The organism is Ochrobactrum sp. EDr1-4, from assembly GCF_049199085.1.
Classification (GTDB): domain Bacteria; phylum Pseudomonadota; class Alphaproteobacteria; order Rhizobiales; family Rhizobiaceae; genus Brucella.
The window spans coordinates 336,511-351,368 of sequence record NZ_JBLZOF010000003.1 but is presented as its reverse complement, the minus strand read 5'-3'; the positions used below and the strand labels follow the sequence as shown (position 1 = coordinate 351,368).

Genomic DNA, 14,858 nt, shown 5'->3' with positions numbered 1-14,858 from the left:
TTTATTTACTGGGCTTTTCGCCATACCAGCGCGGCGTATAAACCCACTCCCCGCCTTCTGCTCGCGGAAAACGCGTAGTGTGCGATGAGCCGACAATCACCACAGTGCGCATGTCTACATCATCAGGTGTAAGTTGTCCGAGCGAAACAACGCGAGTTGTTTCGGCAGGCCTGCCAATATCGCGACCAAGCACGACGGGCGTTTCAGCATCACGATACTGCCGGAGGATTTCTAAAGCTCGACTAAGTTGATGCGGACGTGCTTTGGAGATTGGATTGTAGAATGCCATGGCAAGATCGGCTTGCGCTGCCAGTGCCAGACGCTTCTCGATTACATCCCATGGCTTCAGATTGTCTGATAGCGAGATGATGCAGAAATCGTGCCCAAGCGGTGCGCCGATGCGCGACGCCGCTGCCATCGCCGCCGAAATGCCGGGCTGGATAACGAGTTCAACGCCGTGCCACGACGTATCAGATGATTCATGCAGAGCTTCGACCACGGCTGCTGCCATGGCAAAGACGCCCGGATCACCGGATGACACCATCACGACGTCACGGCCTGAAGCAGCAAGTTCAAATGCATGGCGTGCGCGCTGCATTTCTTCGCGATTGTCGGTCATGTGAATGATCTGATCGTCGCGGAAGGGGCCTGCCATGCGGACATAGGTTTCATAGCCGAGTATGTCTTCGGCCTGTTCCAGATCACGCTGCACGGCTGGCGTCATCAGATCACGGGAACCCGGGCCAAGCCCAATAACCGTGAGCTTGCCGCGCTTGCGACCGATAAAAAGAACATCGGCAGGTGCTGCTGCAACAGCCAGCGTCAGGTTTTCAGTCGCCACGTGTTGAACAGGGTTTTCGACCGAGGCGGCTGCAAGATCGGCATCGCCTGCAACAAAACGCAAGGGCGCTTTCAGTGCTTTTGCAGCCTCATGGATATGCGGTGAAGCGCAATGTGTCTCGCGAGCCAGAAGCAAAGCAAGCGAGTCTATCGATAGGCCTGTATCGTCAAAGGCTTGTCCGATCAGACCTGCAAGGTCTTCGGTTGGCTTTTCGATAGCGATGGCAATTGTTCGCGGATGATAGATCAGCTCATTTGGTTTTGCTGCGCGGTTTTCGGGCGTGATGCTGATTGTGAGTTGCCCATCGTCGGAAAGCGGTAGCTTTGATGCCGAGAGCCAGCGAGAATTGCCTCTAATTTGTAGTGTTTGACCTGCAAGAAGGTTGGACATGAAGGTCTTGGCGTTGTCCGGATTGGCGAGTGTCAGTTCCGCCGGAGGATGAAGCAGGTTAATGCCAAAGCGCAACTCGCCAGTCGTGGTGATCGCGGGCGCTACTTCCAATGCATGAGCGATTGTTCGCGCCATGTCATTGACACCCGACAGACCGCCAAGCAATGGCACAACCGCGCTGCCATCATCTGCAACGGCCAGAACGGGCGGTTCGATGCGCTTGTTTTGCAGAAGGGGTGCAAGGGCGCGGATGATGATGCCTGAAGCGCACAAGGCGATCACAGGTCGGCCCTCTTCATAAAGTGCGCGGATTATATTGCCAAAATGAGCAAAGCTTTTGTCGGCGCTGTGAACTCGGTTTTCCAGTCCGAGTACTTCCGCATTTCCAAGTGCTGATTGCACTTTCCGCGCCGTGGAAATTGCAGCTTCGCTCAAGATCAGAATTGCAGGCTTCATGCGCCATTCCATTTGCTGCCTGGAACTAGAATGATCGAGAAATATGGACAATCGCTACCACTGACCTCGGCCAATGGGGCAATACGCTGGTTCTGCATGGTCGCACGCTCGATATAGAGGGCACGATCCATCAGCCCTAACTCGTTCAGCACATCACGCACCTTGTCGAGATTTTTGCCGAGTTTCATGATGGCTGCGGCCTCAGTACCTGCTAGGCGTGTTTTGAGTTCTCCCGCACTCATGACGCCTGAAAGGATCGACAGGGTCTGGTTGCGGTAGACCAAGGGCGCGCCGAGCACGGCAGCGGCGCCCAGAACAGAGCAAACGCCAGGCACGACTTCCGTTTCATATTTTTCGGCCAGTCGGTCATGGATATACATGAACGAACCATAGAAGAACGGATCACCTTCCGCGATCACGGCCACGTCGCGGCCTGCATCAAGATGACTTGCAATCGTCGCGGTGATCTCGGCATAGAAATCGCTGACGATCTGCTCATAATCCATGTGATCGGGCAGTTTTTCCGTTGTTACCGGATAGATAAGCGGAACCAAAGTCTGTTCTGAAGACAGATAGGTTTCGACGATTGTCAGTGCGTTGCCCTTTTTGCCCTTGGCTGCGTGATAAGCGACCACAGGAGCGGATTTGAGCAGTCGAAGCGCTTTAAGTGTGATGAGTTCGGGATCGCCGGGGCCGACACCCAGACCATAAAGCTTGCCTTTGAGGGCCATTATTCGCGCTCCGAAGCAAGTGCATTGACAGCAGCTGCGGTCATAGCGCTGCCACCACGACGTCCGCGCACGATCACAAAAGGTACACCACGACTGTTTTCGGCCAGCTCGTCCTTGGATTCGGCAGCACCGACAAAACCGACCGGCATACCGATGATAAGCGCAGGTTTGGGCGCACCATTGTCCAACATTTCAAACAGGCGGAAGAGAGCGGTTGGCGCGTTGCCGATAGCAACGACGCTGCCTTCGAGGTTGGGAAGCCAGAGGTCAAGCGCTGCGGCAGAGCGTGTGTTGCCGATCTTTTTCGCCAACTCCGGAACCGATGGATCGTTCAGTGTGCAGATAACATCATTATTGGCTGGCAGTCGCAAACGGGTGATGCCTTCTGCAACCATGCGTGCATCGCAGAGGATTGGTGCACCTTTGAGCAAAGCATCACGTCCGGCCTGTCCTGCGCCTTCTGAGAAGACGATGTCTTCAACGATATCGACCATGCCAGATGCGTGAGCCACGCGCACCGCGAGCTTTTCGAGATCCGCAGGTATGCGGCTCAGATCGGCCTCAGCGCGGATGATGGCGAAGGAGCGGTCATAAATGGCCTGCCCATCGCGGATGTAATCTGTCATGGCGTCCGCTTTTGCTATTTGTTGAGCAGCTTTGCTGCCTCATCAATGGTGATGTTTGACGCCAATAGCCGCCCGAAGCGTGCTGGTCCAGCTTTGTCTTGCAAAAACAGGTCGTAATGCATTGGTGAGCGGGCCAGAAGCGTGTGTGGCAAGGGAGAAAGTGCAGCGCAGGATTTCGCGCAGCCGGTGATGTGAATCTGCTTGGTGTCGCTTTGTAGCTTACGGGCAAGCTTTTCACTGTCTGTCTGTGTGTCTGCAAGCGCTGATGCGCAGCCTTTGGAACCTGAACAGGCACGAAGGCGAGCGGCAGGTGAGGCGGGCTCGGTGGAGAGGCTCAAGGCATGAAGCGCGTTGATGGTGCTCTTGCTTTCTGTTTCCGCAACATGCGGGATCAGAATGCCCTGCCATGGGGTGAGGCGCAGTTCGCTTTGTGCAAGTCCAGCAAGTTCACGCATTTGCTGCGGTGTCAGGCGACCAAGTAACGGCATGGCACCGACATAAAAGTTGCCGTCAAGCTGGCTGTGTAAGCCAAGATGCGTATGAGCGATGGGTGCTTTGCGCTGCCAACTTGCTGCTGCATCAAATGTGAATGGAAGTGTTTGGAGAAACTCTGCGACCGGCATCACCTCGAAGAGGTGCTTCATGCGCGCAATGCCTTTTTGGCTTGACCCAAGGAAATGTTGTAGCAGAGCTTCGATAAAAGGCAGGGCGTTTTTGTTTGAAACTGTACCAAGCGCCTGTCTGTCAGGCGAGGAAGCCAATCCAAACGCATAGGCCTTGCCACCTTCAATTGCTGAGAGCCAGATATCGCCGGGATGTGAAACCATAGCGCAATCTTCGCCACCATCAATCTGGAGTGAGAATTTGGGCGACAGTGCGTGATAAGTTTCGTCGTCATGCAAAACGGAAAGCATCTTAGTGGCGAGGCCAGTCACATCTGTGACTTGTCCATTATCGATACCAGCTGTTGGGCTAACCATGACATTGCGAACATCATCAGCCGCCGCATTTTGCGCGACAAGCCCTGACTCATGAAGGGCATCGATAACATCCGGCCAGACGTCGGGATGAATGCCGCGAAGCTGAATATTGGAGCGAATCGACAATTCAATTGCGCCGATTTCAAATCGTTCGGCGATATCTGCGATGGCCTGAGCCTGTGCCACGCTGAGCCTTCCGAGCCGGAGCTTGATGCGGGCGATTGCGCCATCCTTGCTCATCACCATGCGCGAAAGCCCCGGACAGGCATTACGCCGGTCGGGTCTGATAGCAATGGTCTGGCTATTTTGCTGGCTCAACATATTGGCCTTATACGCCTTCGCGCTTGCACTTGCTACTGCACCGCCATACGAACGAAGAAAAGGAGCAATGCTTATGAGCTGCTGGCTGACGGTTATCGGTATTGGTGAGGATGGGCTAGCGGGTCTTGGAAAGATCGCCCGCGACGCGCTTGACCGTGCTGATGTGATTTTCGGCGGCAAGCGGCATCTGGCCTTTCTTGATCATTGCATCAAAGCTGAGCAGATTTCGTGGCCGTCACCGTTCGATAATGCATTTCCAATGATTGAAGCCCACCGCGGTAGGAATGTTGTGGTGCTGGCAAGCGGCGATCCGATGTTCTTTGGTATGGGCGCATCGCTGAGCCGCCATTTCTCGACACAGGATATGCAGATCATCCCGTTTCCATCGTCATTGTCGCTGGCCGCAAGCCGTATGGCGTGGCCTCTGCAAGAAGTACGCGCGGTCAGCGTGCATGGTCGTCCGTTTGAATTGTTGGCACCGCGTATCCTGCCGGGCGAGAAAATCCTCGTATTGAGCAATGATGGCACGACGCCTGCGAAAGCTGCAGCCTTACTCAGGGCCAAAGGCTTTGGTGAAAGCCGCCTGACGGTGCTTGAACACCTCGGGGGACCAAAGGAAAAGATTATCAGCGCTACTGCGCGGGATTGGTCACATGAAAACTGTGCCGATCTCAATGTTTTGGCAATTGAATGCATCGCGGCGCCAGATGCGGTTGTTTTTTCGCCTGTCAGCGGATTGCCGGATCATGCTTTTGAGAATGACGGGCAGCTGACAAAACGCGATATACGCGCAGTGACACTGTCGCGTTTGCAGCCTTTGCCAAATGAGCTTTTATGGGATGTGGGTGCAGGTTGCGGTTCAATTGGCATCGAATGGATGCGAGTTCATGCATCCTGCCGGACTATCGCTATTGAGGCTGATGAAACACGGCAAGCTATCATTGAGCGTAACGCGCGAACGCTGGGCGTGCCGGGCTTGCGGCTTGTGAAAGGCGAAGCGCCTGAAGCGTTGAGTGGCCTTGAAGCACCGGATGCAATTTTCATTGGTGGTGGTGTTACGGATGCCGGCGTGATCGACGCTTGCTGGAAAGCGCTAAAGCCCGGGGGGCGTCTCGTTGCAAATGCCGTCACATTGCAAAGCGAAATGCAGCTGTTTAACTGGCAACAGCAATATGGCGGTGAGTTGACACGCTTGCAGGTAGCTCAGGCGGGCACACTTGGTTCATTCGATGCATGGCGTCAGGCACTGCCCGTCACAATTTATTGCGGCGCCAAAACAAAATGATGACTTGAATAGTCATATTATGTTCGGTTAAGGCTTGATCGTTATTTCTGATGAGGAGACAGGCATGTCCGAATTGAGCCTGAACGCTAACGCCCGTATTGCACTCGACCACCCTGATCGTATCGTTAATCAGCTGCTGGATCATTTTGATGAGCATGGTGATGTGGAGCGGAACGAAGGTAGTGCAAAGCTGGTGCTCAGCTTCGGTCAGGCAGATGTGCGCTGGAATGACGAAGCGGTCGATGTTGATGTCCGTAGCGACGACGACACCGGCCTTGCCTATATGAAGCTGTCAATTGCTTCGCACATATTAGAGTTTTTGGACAAAGACGAAACGGCACCGAAAATACGCTGGATTGGTGATGGTGCAGCTGGAGAATTGCTGCCTTACTTCCGCGAGATGAAGGTTTTATCTGTTTCTGATGTCACGCCCCATATGCGCCGCGTGCGTTTGCAGGGCAACGATCTCAAACGTTTTTCGCAACATGGTCTGCACATCCGTCTGCTTTTCCCTCAGAAAGCCTTGGCTCAGCCGCAATGGCCGGTCATGGGCGAAGATGGTCGTCCTGTCTGGCCTGAAGGCGAAGCGCAGATTGTTGCGCGCGTTTACACTATTCGCCAATTGGATGCAGATGCCGGTTGGGTGGACATCGATATGGTTGTCCATGGCGATGATTGCGATGCGCCGGGTTCTGGCTGGGCTATGAGCGTGAAACCCGGCGATATTGTCGGAATGACCGGTCCCGGCGGCGGCGATGCGGCGCAAGATGCAAAGTGGTATTTGCTGGCTGGTGACGAAACGGCATTGCCAGCGATCGGTCGTATTTTGGAGCGTCTTCCTGAGGGAGCGAAAGCTGTTGTTCGTGTAGAGATCGACAGTGCTGCAGAAGAGCAACTTATTCAGTCCAAAGCCGATGTTGATCTGCAATGGCTACATCGTAATGGCGAAGAAGCCGGTACGACCACGCTTTTGCAGGATGCTGTTCAGGCAGTCGAGTTGCCTGAAAACGAAGAGAGCATCTATGTCTGGGCTGGATGTGAGTTCAATGCGTTCCGCGCCATCCGCAGCTATATGCGCAAAGAGCGCAATGTGCCTAAAGACAAGCAACTGATTGTTGCCTATTGGCGACGTGGTAAGGACGGGGATAATGCCCGTCGTGGATCGGATGATTAACCAGATAAGGGCCTTATGGCCCTTATTTTTTGCACTATTTTGAATTTACTCTTTAGATAAAAAACAAAGGGCCGCATATGATGCGGCCCTTTATGAGGAGTTTATTGGCAGATTTTAGAAGCGATAGTTCACGCCTGCCTTAATAGAATGGTTCTTGAGGTTGTTGGTCTGGCTAACGCCGTTCACCTTGGATTTTACGTCACCGAAGCGTTGGAAGTCATATTCTGCCTTCACGGAAATTGGGCCAGAAATTGCCTGTTCAACGCCAGCGCCGATCAGTGCGCCACCTTCCCAGCCTGGGCCGGATGTGGTTGCATCCTTGGCCTTAAACTTGGTTACGCCGTAACCGGCCGTGCCGTAAACGAGGGTCTTGTCGAAAGCATAGCCCACTTTACCCTTGGCATTTGCATTCCACGATTGCTGGAGGCTGCCGCCGCGGCCAATGCGATGTTCGGCTTCGGCAAAATTACCTTCCAGCTCACCACCGAAAACGATATTGCCGCTCTGCATGTTCTTGCCTACGACCGCGCCGCCAAGAAAGCCAGTACGGTTGGTGAACGGGCCGGGAACTTTCGACGAAGAAGCACCAATCTGTGCACCAACATAGTTGCCTGACCAGTCGTGTGGACCGGCTGCAACAGGTTCGTTATAGGTGTAATCGTTGTTGTCCATCATATCAGCGGCGATGGATGGGCCAGCAAAGGCAACGAGTGCGGCACCGAACGCCGCGGCGATGTAGGAACGCTTCAACATTTTTTACTCCAGTTTTCCCACCTAAAACGCTGGCGGAAAATATGCGTGATCTATTCTGAAGGGCCGATTCCGGTTGTCTTCAATCTGATTATGTCCTCGCTCGTGATTGTGTCTAAATTTAAGAAAATTCGAGCTAAATCGAGGGGAAAGCCCTTTGTTTCGGATGGTATGCTTAATGAAGGATGAATGCGCTACTCACGCGTTTCAGATGAGTTTCAGGCCGCGCATACTGGCATGTCCATGCTTTCCCACGATGATATGGTCGTGAACGGATATGCTCAAAGCCTTGGCAGCATCGATCAGCACTTTAGTCATTTCAATATCTGCGCGAGACGGTGCTGGATCACCGGATGGATGATTGTGGACAAGAATAATTGCTGTCGCTGAAAGCTCCAAAGCACGCCGCATAACCTCTCGAGGATACACCGGCGTGTGGTCGACTGTTCCTTGTTGCTGCACCTCGTCTGCGATGAGGCGATTTTTTTTATCAAGGAAAAGTATGCGGAATTGTTCTCGCGTCTCATAGGCCATTGCTGTGGTGCAATATTGGATAACTTGGCTCCATGAGCCCAGCACTTCGCGCTCCATCACTGTGCTGCGTGCGGAGCGCTTGGAGATTGCTTCGACGATTTTTAGTTCAAGCGCTATGGAGGGACCAATGCCGGGCGTTTCCGCTAAAAGTTTTTCAGGCGCGCCCAACACTTCCGCAACGGTCCCAAAGCGGCTTAACAGTGACTTAGCAAGGGGCTTTGTATCCGCTCGCTGAACCACTCTGAACAACAGAAGCTCAAGCAATTCGTAATCGGCGAGTGCATCCGGTGCTGTCTTAAAGCGCAGTCGTAACCGATCTCGGTGACCCAGATGATGCGGCTTTTCGAGGGAAGCCTGAACTCTTATGCCCTCGTTGAAGCCGGGAAAGTCGAAACCTCCCGGACTTTTGTCTTTTGGTGCCATTCTGTTTAAACCCCCGCAGAAACAGTCGACAATTTTTAAGCTAGTCTACCGCATGGATGGCGGACCGAAAACGTTTTTCGGCGAAAGCGTGAAGATTTCGCAGCCGTCTTTGGTAACGCCAACGGTATGCTCATATTGCGCAGTCAGTGAACGGTCGCGCGTAACGGCAGTCCAGCCATCCGAAAGAACCTTAACGCCGGGCTTGCCGAGATTAATCATCGGCTCAATCGTGAAGATCATACCTTCTTTAATCTCAACACCTTCGTTGACTGTACCGTAATGAAGAATATTTGGTGCATCATGGAAAAGTTGACCAACACCGTGACCGCAGAAATCGCGTACCACTGAGCAGCGTTCGCCTTCTGCATAGGTTTGAATTGCAGCACCAATAGCGCCGGTTTTCACACCCGGCTTTACAACTTCAATGCCACGCAGCAAGCTTTCATAGGTCACTTCAAGCAGGCGCTCGGCTGCGCGCTTGATTTCACCAACCGCATACATGCGGCTTGAATCGCCATGCCAGCCATCAAGCAAATAGGTCACGTCGATATTGACGATATCACCATCTCGCAGAGGCTTGTCGTCTGGGATGCCGTGGCAAACAACATGGTTGATCGATGTGCAAGTGGACTTGGTGTAACCGCGATAGTTGAGCGTCGCCGGGAATGCGCCATTATCCATGCCGAATTCAAACACGAAACGATCGATTTCATTGGTGGTAACGCCGGGCTTTACAATGTCATTCAACGCATCAAGGCAACGAGCGGTAAGATTGCAGACTTTGCGCATGCCCTCAAAGGCGTCTGAGCCGTAAAGCCTGATCTGCCCCGTATATTTCATTGGTGCGCTTGTTGCTTCGATATAAGTCACCATCTCGGTCCGTCTTTCTAATATTCTATAGGCACGACTGTTTCAGCACTGATGCCGTTTTCTGTTATGTGGCATCGAATGGCCCAAGCCTCAACCCCGGCTGCGCGTGCGCGATCAAATGCGCGCGCATAAGTCGGATCAAGATCGCCTGAGATGCTGAATCTGTCGCAATCGTTTCGCTGGATAATAAACACCATCACGCCCCGATAGCCAGCAGATACGACATCTACGAGTTCATCAAGGTGTTTCGCGCCACGTGCCGTCACTGTGTCGGGGAATTCGGCAAGGAAAGGGGTGCGGATGAAGTGAACGTTTTTCACTTCCACATAGGCGCGTGGTTGCTCGCCTTCATCAAGCAATATGTCGATGCGTGAGTTTTTGCCGTATTTTTGTTCGCGCTTAAGGACGGCGTAATTCTTCAAGTCTGGAATCATGCCTGCAAGAATGGCTTCTTCGGCGATTTTATTCGGCAGCCCCGTATTCACCCCGACAAGTGTGTTGTCTGCTGCAACAATTTGCAGAGTGTGCCGATATTTCCGGTGAGGGGCATCTGAAACGCTCAACCAAACGCGAGAGCCGGGCGTTGTAAGACCGAGCATTGATCCCGTGTTGGGAACGGAAGCCGTAATGAACTGCCCATCGTCGAGCGTAACATCGGCCAAAAAGCGCTTATAGCGTCGCTCAAGGCGACCTGTCACAAGAGGAGGGTTGAAAAGCATGCTCCGATTTAGGCGGATGTATGCATGGATGCAAGCGTCTGCGAATCTAGAAGAGCACCGTGAAGACATCTGCCCAACGCATATCTGCGCTGAGCACGAGCATGGCTGCGATAAGGCCAGCGCCAAGTAAGGTGAGTGTTGTTTTTGTTTCGCTGGTAATCACGGTCGCCACCAAATTGCTTTTGAACTGGTGGAAACTTCACGCTTAATTTAGCCCGCAATATGATGTGAAAATGTTTATTCGCGGCATTTTGCGGGCAAATTATGAGAGCCAATAAAGGGCTATTCTTTTACCCAGTTAAAAGCCAATTCTTCACGGAATGCGAAGCGTATGATATGACTTGCTACGACGTCTTCCATCTGTGAAAGGGCTTCTTGTGGAGCCTCAACGGTTGCGATGAGCTTTTCCGAATCTGCATCAAGAGTAACGATGCGATTCTCATCGAAGTCGATCTGTCCATGTTCTGGTGTGAATTCGATGGAGAATTTATGCGCCCAATGTTTGCAGAGCTGCTGCAAATAGCGGCTGGCGTGGGCTGTTGGTACAATAGCGGTGGTTTTAGCCATAATCTTGCTGTCCAATCTCAAGTTTTACGGACAGTGCCTAGCATTGCTATCTGAGATATGTCACTCAGCAAGATATCAATTTTTCGGGAGAATAAAAAAACCACCAAGTGGTACGCCCAAGGGGAATCGAACCCCTGTCTGCGCCGTGAAAGGGCGCTGTCCTAACCGCTAGACGATGGGCGCCTGTTGCTGGTGTGAGTGGGCTTATATGCAGGAAATATCCGACGCGCAAGTCCTTTTTAGAAAAAATCCAAGAAAAATTTACTTGATGATTTTTACGAACGTCGCTTGTGAAAACAATGAGATAGAGCGCCAAGCTGAAGTCATGCTTCGGCTACACGGGGCGCCTAAAACAAGCTGCCTTGTGTGTATCGATTGTATGTCTGGAAAAAGAAAAACCAGCAAGTGGTACGCCCAAGGGGAATCGAACCCCTGTCTGCGCCGTGAAAGGGCGCTGTCCTAACCGCTAGACGATGGGCGCCTGTTGCTGGTGTGAGTGGGCTTATATGCAGGAAGGTTCTGACTCGCAAGCCCTTAATTCGACTTTTTCATAAAAATATCATGCGAGGCTAATTTTCAGAGTGGATGCGCTGTGGATAAATTAGCTATCTGACTGAAATGCAATAAAAAAGCCGGGTGATGCGACCCGGCTTTTGTTCTTTTATCGTTTGCAACTCCAGTTCCAGTCGCGCTCTGGTCCGATGTCCACATGCACAGAAGTTGTATGGCAATAAGTGCCGACACCGCCGCGCGTGGACATATTGCGGGCGTAGCGGGCAAGTTCGTGCTTTGATACGCCGTCGATCTGAATGTCAGCCGCAGCGCAAATCATATGCAGGGATTTGCGGGCGCCATTTACTTTGCGATTGTAAGACGGGCTACGGTAGCCTGATGTTACCATGACTGGCTTGCGGAAGTGACGTTCCATAGTCTTCAGCATGGAAACAAGTTGAGGCTTCAGGCAGGCGACATCGACAGTTTCGCGCTGAACCTTCAGGCCATTGGGTGCGAGACGTGCAAGGCCGGGCGCCGATGCAAGCTGTACGGACGCGTAATCGTCATATTCGTTCGCATCAATGTCGCTGTCATCATAGATGCTTTTGCGATGCTTGATCTCAAAGCCGCCATTCGCGCGCACACCGGGAAGGGCATAATTATATTCGTGCGTTGATTTAGTTGTGGGCCGCACAACAGCAAGTTTCTTATTGACCGACTTAGTGTCGCCGTTCGCGCCATCTTCGTTGAAGAGGCGTGCAATACTTCCCTGTCCAGCTGTTGCCGGGCGCTGAGGAGCGACATAGGCATTTGCATTTTTAGCTGATCCGAAAAGCGATGTAACCTGTGTTGGTTTTTCCGGCTCGACAGGCTTAGCAACTTCTGCCGCTGGAGCCGTTTCAGGTTCAGTCTTTGCAGGTTCGGGCTTAGATTGAGGTGCTGCTGTCGTAGCCTGTTCTTCGGGCTTCTGAGTTTCTGCTGCTTGTTCTGGTGCTTCAGGAGCGGATTCGACGGGTTTTTTGCCAAACATCCCAAATAAAGAGCCGGATTTTTTCTCTGGTGTGAGGGCTGCAACCTGAACAGGGGTTTCCTGTTTTGGTGCGCCTTCTACTGATGCCGTGGCGGTGGGATTTGTTTGTGTGTTTTCAGTGGGCGCGGCTTTTTCAGCAAGCGCTGGCTTTGTTGATTCTTTAGCTGCTTCAGCGGCTACCGTTTGATCGGCTGCGCTTTGAAGAGTTTCAGCAATGACGGAACCATCTGCGTCGTTCGTCATTTGTAATGGTGACGTGCCATTGCCGGTCGATGTGCACGATGTAAGAACGAGCGCGAGCAAGGCTACGCTACCAGAAAGTAGTCTTCTTGTTGTCGTGTGCGTTGCTACTGCGAATTTCAATATCTGCTCCAGCTCGATGTCCCATACAGATGGGCTTGACCATTTTAACGAGCCGGAAAAATCCTGATCCCGTTTTGGTTTGGGGAGATCGGCTTCCCCGTGTGAGTCGCGCTCAAGCATTTTTAAGCAGCTTTACTCACAAAAACCGGCAATGAAGGCCAGCTTAGATAGTCCAAGATTTTCAGTGCTTTATTAAGAATGCATCATGTGTGCAGTCGTCCTAAAGCATGAGTAGACAATTTATCGAATGATAAGTTGTAACCAATTTTTAGGGTTTTTAACTGCCAAACGCAACTATTGAAAGCGATCAGTGCTTGAATAAATTGCATTTCAATTTTGTTTTACGTAATAATAACGCAATGTTACTAATTGTAACTTTTGGTTATACTTGCTTTTGATGGCGTCTTTGAAAGGGCAGGATTGCACCTGATCGCAACTCACTTGTTGACATGACGTAGCGAGTTGGTGCTATCCACTTTCCGATATATTATCTGCGTCGGGCGAGTTATAGATTTCGCACGAGCAGATATCAGGGCAGAACATCAGGATTGGAACCCGACATATGACCAAGAGCACGCGGACGTTTGCCAATATCATGCTGGCAGCAACAGCCGTGGCGCTTCTCGCGGGTTGTGCTGGCGGTCCGGAATTTCAGGGTACACCGCAGGCGGGTGCCAAGCGCAGCGATACCTATCCAACCTTTGGACGTATGCCGAAAGCTGCCACGGTGCAAATTACGCCGGAAGAAAAGGCGCAGATGATGTCTGGTCTTGATTCTGATCGTACGCGATTGGCGGCCACGCGCTCGTCAGCAAGCACGCTCACTCCTGCTCAGGCCGCTGCATTGCGCAAGCAAGCGCAGGACGAAGCCGCCGCTACACTTAAGCAGATCGAAGCCGGGGAATAAGACGCTTTTAGTCAATAAAAGCTTTGTCGCAGAACTGTAACAAGTCTCGACCCGATTCGATAACGAGTGTATATCTCCAAACGCGACGCATAAGCGTCATTTCATTTAACTCCATTCTGGAACAGGATCATGTCGGAAGAATTTCATAAAGTCCGTCGTTTGCCACCTTATGTCTTTGAACAGGTTAATCGCCTGAAGGCAGCGGCGCGAGCGGGCGGAGCCGACATCATTGATCTTGGAATGGGCAATCCAGATCTGCCGACGCCGAAGAACATCGTCGATAAGCTTTGCGAAGCTGTTCAGGATCCCCGCGCTCATCGTTATTCGTCGTCAAAGGGTATTCCCGGTCTTCGTCGTGCACAGGCACAATATTATGCACGTCGTTTCGGTGTGAAGCTTAACCCGGACACTCAGGTTGTAGCGACCTTGGGTTCAAAGGAAGGTTTCGCCAACATGGCGCAGGCCATCACTGCTCCGGGCGATGTCGTGCTTTGTCCCGATCCGACCTATCCGATCCACACATTTGGCTTTATCATGTCGGGCGGCGTTATCCGTTCGATCCCTGCAAAGCCGGATGAAGACTTCATTCGTGCGCTCGATCGTGCAGTAAAGCACTCGATTCCAAAGCCGCTCGCGCTGATTCTGAACTTCCCGTCGAACCCGACTGCCTATGTCGCGACCCTTGATTTCTACAAGGATGTGGTCGATTTCGCGCGCAAGAATGATCTGATCATTTTGTCCGATCTTGCCTATTCGGAAATTTACTTCGACGATAACAACCCACCGCCATCGGTTCTTGAAGTGCCGGGTGCTATGGATGTTGCTGTCGAGTTCACCTCAATGTCGAAGACATTCTCGATGCCGGGTTGGCGCATGGGCTTTGCGGTCGGCAATGAACGTCTCATTGCAGCATTGACCCGTGTAAAATCCTATCTGGATTATGGTGCGTTCACGCCAATTCAGGTTGCAGCAACCGCAGCGCTGAATGGTGACGGCACGGACATAAGCTATGTTCGCAATGTCTATAAACAGCGCCGCGATGTGCTGGTCGACAGCTTTGGCCGTGCAGGCTGGGATGTTCCACCACCAGCTGCAACCATGTTCGCATGGGTTCCGATTCCAGAGCGTTTCCGCGCGTTGGGTTCGCTGGAGTTCTCCAAGCTGCTGGTTGAAATGGCCGATGTGGCTGTTGCTCCGGGTGTAGGCTTTGGCGAGCATGGCGATGAATATGTTCGTATCGCATTGGTCGAAAACGAGCATCGCATTCGTCAGGCCGCACGCAACATCAAGCGTTTCCTGTCTGCAAAAGATGAAAATGTGCAGAACATTATTCCGCTTGAAGGTCGCCGCTAACAGCTTTTAAGATAAGACAAGGGCTGGCTTCTGGTCGGCCCTT

Annotated in this window: 14 protein-coding genes and 2 tRNA genes; 4 read left to right on the top strand and 12 right to left on the bottom strand. The window is 52.3% G+C overall.

Annotated elements, in window-relative coordinates; translation table 11 throughout:
* Nucleotide 1 precedes the first annotated feature (1 nt).
* The 4 genes from cobJ to cobG are packed head-to-tail and all read right to left on the bottom strand — an operon-like array spanning nt 2 to nt 4,345.
* Nucleotides 2-1,687: a precorrin-3B C(17)-methyltransferase gene (gene cobJ / locus ACOZHT_RS12780; RefSeq protein ID WP_339513773.1), complete on the bottom strand. Its 1,686-nt coding sequence runs from the start codon at nt 1,685-1,687 to the stop codon at nt 2-4.
* The gene (locus ACOZHT_RS12775; RefSeq protein ID WP_339513775.1) at nt 1,684-2,418 is read right to left on the bottom strand and encodes a precorrin-2 C(20)-methyltransferase; all 735 of its coding nucleotides are present in this window, start codon (nt 2,416-2,418) and stop codon (nt 1,684-1,686) included. Before ACOZHT_RS12775 ends, cobJ begins: the two co-directional genes overlap by 4 nt.
* The gene (locus ACOZHT_RS12770; RefSeq protein ID WP_339513777.1) at nt 2,418-3,044 is read right to left on the bottom strand and encodes a precorrin-8X methylmutase; all 627 of its coding nucleotides are present in this window, start codon (nt 3,042-3,044) and stop codon (nt 2,418-2,420) included. The genes ACOZHT_RS12775 and ACOZHT_RS12770 overlap by 1 nt, the downstream gene beginning before the upstream one ends.
* A gap of 14 nt (nt 3,045-3,058) precedes the next feature.
* Entirely contained in the window at nt 3,059-4,345 is a 1,287-nt protein-coding gene (cobG, locus tag ACOZHT_RS12765; protein WP_339513779.1) for a precorrin-3B synthase, read from the bottom strand.
* A gap of 73 nt (nt 4,346-4,418) precedes the next feature.
* On the opposite strand from cobG, the gene cbiE reads away from it, so the two are divergent.
* The gene (cbiE, locus tag ACOZHT_RS12760) at nt 4,419-5,630 is read left to right on the top strand and encodes a precorrin-6y C5,15-methyltransferase (decarboxylating) subunit CbiE (protein ID WP_339513781.1); all 1,212 of its coding nucleotides are present in this window, start codon (nt 4,419-4,421) and stop codon (nt 5,628-5,630) included.
* A 64-nt stretch (nt 5,631-5,694) separates the two neighbouring features.
* Nucleotides 5,695-6,804, top strand: coding sequence for a siderophore-interacting protein (locus ACOZHT_RS12755; protein WP_339513783.1), 1,110 nt, complete (start codon nt 5,695-5,697; stop codon nt 6,802-6,804).
* Between the two features lie 114 nt (nt 6,805-6,918).
* Here ACOZHT_RS12755 and ACOZHT_RS12750 read toward each other — a convergent pair whose 3' ends face one another.
* The 8 genes from ACOZHT_RS12750 to ACOZHT_RS12715 form a co-directional block, all read right to left on the bottom strand.
* A complete protein-coding gene (locus ACOZHT_RS12750) occupies nt 6,919-7,557 on the bottom strand; it encodes an outer membrane protein (protein WP_339513785.1) in 639 nt (212 codons plus the stop codon).
* Nucleotides 7,558-7,761: 204 nt separating this feature from the next.
* A complete protein-coding gene (gene radC, locus ACOZHT_RS12745; RefSeq protein ID WP_339513787.1) occupies nt 7,762-8,511 on the bottom strand; it encodes a RadC family protein in 750 nt (249 codons plus the stop codon).
* A 45-nt stretch (nt 8,512-8,556) separates the two neighbouring features.
* Nucleotides 8,557-9,384 (bottom strand): type I methionyl aminopeptidase, encoded by an 828-nt coding sequence (gene map, locus ACOZHT_RS12740; RefSeq protein WP_339513789.1) that lies wholly within the window; start codon nt 9,382-9,384, stop codon nt 8,557-8,559.
* Nucleotides 9,385-9,398: 14 nt separating this feature from the next.
* The gene (sfsA, locus tag ACOZHT_RS12735) at nt 9,399-10,100 is read right to left on the bottom strand and encodes a DNA/RNA nuclease SfsA (protein WP_339513791.1); all 702 of its coding nucleotides are present in this window, start codon (nt 10,098-10,100) and stop codon (nt 9,399-9,401) included.
* Between the two features lie 282 nt (nt 10,101-10,382).
* Nucleotides 10,383-10,667 carry a DUF2218 domain-containing protein gene (locus tag ACOZHT_RS12730; protein WP_339513793.1) on the bottom strand — a complete coding sequence of 95 codons (285 nt, stop codon included), beginning with the start codon at nt 10,665-10,667 and terminating at the stop codon, nt 10,383-10,385.
* Between the two features lie 108 nt (nt 10,668-10,775).
* Nucleotides 10,776-10,850 (bottom strand) — tRNA-Glu (locus ACOZHT_RS12725).
* Nucleotides 10,851-11,073: 223 nt separating this feature from the next.
* Nucleotides 11,074-11,148 (bottom strand) — tRNA-Glu (locus ACOZHT_RS12720).
* Between the two features lie 180 nt (nt 11,149-11,328).
* Nucleotides 11,329-12,555: a YcbK family protein gene (locus ACOZHT_RS12715; RefSeq protein ID WP_339513795.1), complete on the bottom strand. Its 1,227-nt coding sequence runs from the start codon at nt 12,553-12,555 to the stop codon at nt 11,329-11,331.
* Nucleotides 12,556-13,117: 562 nt separating this feature from the next.
* Here ACOZHT_RS12715 and ACOZHT_RS12710 point away from each other — a divergent pair.
* Both ACOZHT_RS12710 and ACOZHT_RS12705 read left to right on the top strand, forming a co-directional pair.
* Nucleotides 13,118-13,462 carry a hypothetical protein gene (locus tag ACOZHT_RS12710; protein WP_339513797.1) on the top strand — a complete coding sequence of 115 codons (345 nt, stop codon included), beginning with the start codon at nt 13,118-13,120 and terminating at the stop codon, nt 13,460-13,462.
* A gap of 129 nt (nt 13,463-13,591) precedes the next feature.
* Complete coding sequence (locus ACOZHT_RS12705) at nt 13,592-14,815, top strand: LL-diaminopimelate aminotransferase (RefSeq protein WP_339513799.1); 1,224 nt, start codon at nt 13,592-13,594, stop codon at nt 14,813-14,815.
* The last annotated feature ends 43 nt before the right edge of the window (nt 14,816-14,858 follow it).

Coding starts and splice junctions, on each gene's coding strand:
- ACOZHT_RS12710 (WP_339513797.1), top strand. CDS start 13,118: ATGACCAAGAGCACGCGGACGTTTGCCAATATCATGCTGGCAGCAACA.
- cbiE (WP_339513781.1), top strand. CDS start 4,419: ATGAGCTGCTGGCTGACGGTTATCGGTATTGGTGAGGATGGGCTAGCG.
- cobJ (WP_339513773.1), bottom strand. CDS start 1,687: ATGAAGCCTGCAATTCTGATCTTGAGCGAAGCTGCAATTTCCACGGCG.
- ACOZHT_RS12730 (WP_339513793.1), bottom strand. CDS start 10,667: ATGGCTAAAACCACCGCTATTGTACCAACAGCCCACGCCAGCCGCTAT.
- radC (WP_339513787.1), bottom strand. CDS start 8,511: ATGGCACCAAAAGACAAAAGTCCGGGAGGTTTCGACTTTCCCGGCTTC.
- cobG (WP_339513779.1), bottom strand. CDS start 4,345: ATGTTGAGCCAGCAAAATAGCCAGACCATTGCTATCAGACCCGACCGG.
- ACOZHT_RS12705 (WP_339513799.1), top strand. CDS start 13,592: ATGTCGGAAGAATTTCATAAAGTCCGTCGTTTGCCACCTTATGTCTTT.
- ACOZHT_RS12775 (WP_339513775.1), bottom strand. CDS start 2,418: ATGGCCCTCAAAGGCAAGCTTTATGGTCTGGGTGTCGGCCCCGGCGAT.
- ACOZHT_RS12755 (WP_339513783.1), top strand. CDS start 5,695: ATGTCCGAATTGAGCCTGAACGCTAACGCCCGTATTGCACTCGACCAC.
- sfsA (WP_339513791.1), bottom strand. CDS start 10,100: ATGCTTTTCAACCCTCCTCTTGTGACAGGTCGCCTTGAGCGACGCTAT.
- ACOZHT_RS12770 (WP_339513777.1), bottom strand. CDS start 3,044: ATGACAGATTACATCCGCGATGGGCAGGCCATTTATGACCGCTCCTTC.
- map (WP_339513789.1), bottom strand. CDS start 9,384: ATGGTGACTTATATCGAAGCAACAAGCGCACCAATGAAATATACGGGG.
- ACOZHT_RS12750 (WP_339513785.1), bottom strand. CDS start 7,557: ATGTTGAAGCGTTCCTACATCGCCGCGGCGTTCGGTGCCGCACTCGTT.